Genomic DNA, 4483 nt, shown 5'->3' on the forward strand with positions numbered 1-4483 from the left:
GCCTACCCGTTCGGCGGCGGCCTGCACTGCTCCACCGCCGACGTCTACCGCGAGGGCGAGTGCCTCGACTACTTCCCGAACCGCGTCGAGGATCCCACCCTCGTGCGCCCCGAGATGTGGAAGTAAGCACGACCTTTGCCAACTCTCAGCCGCTGAGGGCAGCGGCCTGAGAGAAGCCTTCCGATCGGGACAGCTGAGGGCAGCTGCCTGACGGAGACCTAGAAAGAAAGGGGAACAGGTTTCAACGCACCGTGCGCGGCCTGTTCCCCTTTTTTCGTACCTCGTTAAGGGCAATCGGGGCACGAAAAGGTGGTGCCGATCATGCGTCGGCGCCACGACCTACATTCTCATTCACCTCAGAGGGAAAGAAAAAGGAGGGAAGTATGGCTCAGGATAAAATCGCTCCTCAAGGCGAGGGCAACGGCTTCCAGATGAACTATGCCAAGGGCCTCATCTTCATGCTCATCTCGGCGACGGGCATGGGCTTGGTGCCGCTGTTCTCGCGTTGGGCCACGCGCGTCAACATGTTCGACGGAACCGAGGGTCTTGCTGCCGGTGACTCCATCGGCGCCCTTATGGCCTGCGGCCGCATGGGCATGGGCGTGCTGTTCTTCGTTATCTTGCTGTTTGCCACCAAGAAGGTGCAGACGTTCAAGGAACTGAAGCTCACCCCCGCCATCGCGCTCGGTGGCCTGATGATCGGCATGTCGCTGGCCTGCTACGTGACGTCCACGCTGCTGACCACCGTGGCCAATGCCGTTATGTTCATCTACACCGGTCCGGTGATCTGCGTGCTGTGCGCCCGTATCTTCCGCAAGGAGCCCATGAGCGGCCTGCAGTGGATCTGCCTGCTGATCGTGTTCATCGGCATGCTGTTCGGCGAGGGCCTGCTCGGCTTCGGCGTGGGCGGCCAGGCATTCGGCCTCGACTTCAACCTCGAGACCTCGACGCCCGAGTTCCCGCAGAAGGGCGTGGGCGACGCCTTCGGTCTTCTGTCCGGTCTGTTCTACGGCCTGTCCATGTTCTTCAACGGCTACCGCAAGGATGCCGACACCACCGCCCGCGGCGTGTGGAACTTCATCTTCGCCGTGCTGGGCGCGGGCATTATCACCATCATCCTGAACTCGCTGGGCAGCCAGCCCGGCATGGAGAACTGGGCGCTGTCCGTCCACTTCACCACCTTCAACTGGATTGGTGCGGTGCTCCTGTGGATCATCTGCGGCCCCATCGCCCTGGGCACCCTGCTCGTGGCTGGCCGCAACCTGCCGGCTATGGACTACGGCACCATCGCCTACTGGGAGGTGCCCGTGGCCATCTTCATCGGCATCGTGATCTTCGCGGAGCCGATGACCATCAACAGCTGGCTTGGCGTGCTGCTCATCTGCGGCGGCGGTGCCTTCCCCACGGTGAAGGCCATGCTCGCCCGCAAGGGCACCGGCTCGGTCGACCAGAAGACGCTCGAGAGCGTTCAGGCCGAGAACCAGGCCGAAGTGGAGACCCAGGATCTGCCGTAAGGCTGGGGTTTTCGCTGATCTGCCCGCAAGCCCGCGGATGAACCAAAGCGATTCACGGCTTTTCAAAACGTGTAAAGGTGCTGGCTGGCACTATAGAGACTCCTAACAGGAGGAGTGCAAGCGAGCACAAGGAAATGGAGGTCCGCATATCTGTGAGAGCAGAGGTGCGGACCTCTCTGTCTGAAAGGGGATGGTTCTCGTGAGAACCACGCAAAGCAAAAAGGGGTTTGGGAAGGATCTGGGTGATTTCCATGGCATCTAGTGACACAGTGACTGCGATCCACAGCGAGGAAGACGAGCACGCGACGCTGCGCCGTGTGGCGGTATCTTCCTTCCTCGGCAACTTCATCGAGTGGTTCGACTATGCGAGCTACTCGTACTTCGCGACAGTTATCGCGCTGGTGCTGATGCCGCCGGGCGACCCGACGGTGGCCCTGCTGGAGACCTTCGGCGTGTTTGCGCTGTCGTTCCTCATGCGTCCGGTGGGCGCATTCTTCTGGGGCCACATGGGCGATAAGAAGGGTCGTAAGTGGGCCCTGGCCACCTCCATTCTCATGATGTCGGCCGCCACCTTCGTCATCGGCCTTTTGCCGACCTACGAGGCGGTGGGCATTCTGGCCCCCGTTCTGCTGCTTGCCCTGCGCATGGTGCAGTCCTTCTCCGCTTCCGGCGAGTACGCCGGTGCTGCCACGTTTTTGGCCGAGTACGCCCCGGCCAACCACCGCGGTCTGTACTGCTCGCTTGTGCCCGCCTCCACGGCCGTGGGCCTGCTCGTAGGCTCCACCTTGGCCACGCTCATGTTCGTGAACTTCGGCCATGATTCGGCCTTCGTGACTGAGTGGGGCTGGCGCATTCCGTTCCTTTTGGCCGGTCCGCTCGGCATCATCACGCACTACATCCGTACCCGCGTGTCCGACTCGCCGGTGTACCAGGAGATGCAGGACAAACTGGAGGCCAAGGGCGAGTCCGACGACCAGCCCATCAAGCTGCTGCTGACCAAGTACCTGCGCCCGCTCATCATCTCGTTCGGCGCCTGCATGCTGAACGCCGTGGGCTTCTACGCCGTGCTCACCTACCTGCCGAATTACCTGCAGGACACCGTGGGCTACGATGCCGGTGCCTCGTCGCTCATCACCACCATCTGCCTGGTGGCCTACGTGGCGTTCATCTTCTTCTCCGGTAAGATCTCCGACCACTTCGGCCGCAAGAAGATGCTCATCATCGCGTCGGTGGGCTTCGTGATCTTCACGGTGCCGGCATTCTATCTGCTGAACACGATGAACTTCGCGGTCATCCTGATCGCCGAGCTGTTCATGTGCCTTTTGCTCACCATCAACGACGGTACGCTCTCGAGCTATCTGTCCGAGACGTTCCCCACCGAGGTGCGCTATTCCGGTTTCGCGCTGAGCTTCAACTTCGCCAACGCCATCTTCGGCGGCTCGGCATCGTTTATCTCCATCGCGTTGATTCAGGCGACGGGCAATCCCATCGCGCCGGCGTGGTACATGGTGGTCATCTCCGTGGTGGCGCTTGTTGCCATGTGCATGACCCACGACAACTCCAAGAAGAAGCTGACGGACATCGAGTAAGAGGCGCTGCGCGACAGGGGAAGTTGCGCGGAACGCCGCGTCGTCGGCTTCGTGCGCCCGGGCGGTTGGGGAGGGCCGCTCGGGCGCATTTTCTTTGGGCGCTCGCCCGGGCAGTGCGGCGAGGGGGGGTGCTCTCGGGCTTCAGGATGGGGGTTGTCGGCTGCGGGCCCGAACGGGATTGTCCGGGAATTCCCTCGTCCCAAAGGCGGCCGGGGTGGACATGGTGCCAACAGGGTCCCCCTCTTCTTGTTCAGCTGCACAACCAACTCCGATATGGGAGTTTGCTTCAGGTTTTGCGAAAAATAAGCTCTATCAGGGCTTACAATCGTAGTGCATTTCTGTTAAAGTCGCACAAACGCCAATCACTTGAAAAGAGACTGCCATGACCAAACCATTGGCCAAACCCAAGTCCCTGAAGGCCCAAATCACCCGCACGTCGTTGGTGCTGGCTGCGGCGGCTCTGCTGCGCGAGCGCGGCCCGGAGGCGGTGACCTACCGCAAGGTCGCCGAATGGGCCGGCGCCGCCTCGTCTTCGGTGGGCTACTACTTCGATTCTGTGACCGACCTCTTGTACGAGGCGGGCTGCTACAACATCGAGCTGTGGATCGCCCGGGCCGAGAAGGTAGCCCAGGTGGCTGACGGCCTGGAAGGCGAGGAATGCCGCCGTCGGGTGGTCGACCTGCTGCTGGAGGCGTGCCTGCCCGACGACAGTGTGTCCATGCCGGCTCACTATGCCCAGTTGATCGCCGCTTCCGAGGCTCCGGTGGTCACCGAGGCCTACCGTAAGGGGCGCGAGGCCCTGGATGCCGCCGTGAACCGCATCCTCGTTGACGCCGGTGTGGGGCTCACCCCTTCGGTTGTCGTGGCGCTCGTGGACGGGGGAGCGGTGAAGGCCATTTCCGAGGGCTATGAGGTGCGCGAGATCGTGCGCACGCTGCTGGAGTCGGCCATCAACGGTCGCTAGGGGCGTTGTTCTCGCCGGGGGCGTCGGGCGAGGGCTCCTGCTCGCGCCGCTGCCGCTCGCTCCGTCGCCATCAAGGGAGCATCCATGGGCTTGGGCATCTGCGGCAGCGATGCGAGGCGGTGCCCAAGAGCCGTACCAGCAAATGGGCTTGGTTCATGATGTTTTTCTGAGTTATAAGGTAAAATTTCGGTAAAAGGCTTTTGTGCAACTGCAAAAAATGGTATAAAGGATGCGCCCCCCCCAACAACGGGGCGCATTTTGCTGCTAGATGAGAGATAGGAGCACATTTATGGCAAAGATCGTCAGCTCTTGGAACGACTGGGACCCGCTGAAGCGCGTCATCGTCGGCCGCTGCGACAACTCCGTCATCCCGCCGGAGGAGCCCGCCACCTCCGAGAAGGTGCCCGTTGACTCCG

Annotated in this window: 3 protein-coding genes; all 3 read left to right on the top strand. The window is 61.8% G+C overall.

Annotation, left to right across the window (positions count from 1 at the left end):
• Positions 1–383: 383 nt before the first annotated feature.
• The 3 genes from F8D48_RS11275 (at position 384) to F8D48_RS11285 (ending at position 4067) form a co-directional block, all read left to right on the top strand.
• Positions 384–1514: a DMT family transporter gene (locus F8D48_RS11275; protein ID WP_135971393.1), complete on the top strand. Its 1131-nt coding sequence runs from the start codon at positions 384–386 to the stop codon at positions 1512–1514.
• Between the two features lie 251 nt (positions 1515–1765).
• Positions 1766–3103 (top strand): MFS transporter, encoded by a 1338-nt coding sequence (locus F8D48_RS11280; RefSeq protein ID WP_031325540.1) that lies wholly within the window; start codon positions 1766–1768, stop codon positions 3101–3103.
• Between the two features lie 382 nt (positions 3104–3485).
• Entirely contained in the window at positions 3486–4067 is a 582-nt protein-coding gene (locus F8D48_RS11285; RefSeq protein ID WP_135971394.1) for a TetR/AcrR family transcriptional regulator, read from the top strand.
• Positions 4068–4483 lie beyond the last annotated feature (416 nt).

Source organism: Adlercreutzia muris (assembly GCF_008831045.1).
Classification (GTDB): Bacteria; Actinomycetota; Coriobacteriia; order Coriobacteriales; family Eggerthellaceae; genus Adlercreutzia; species Adlercreutzia muris.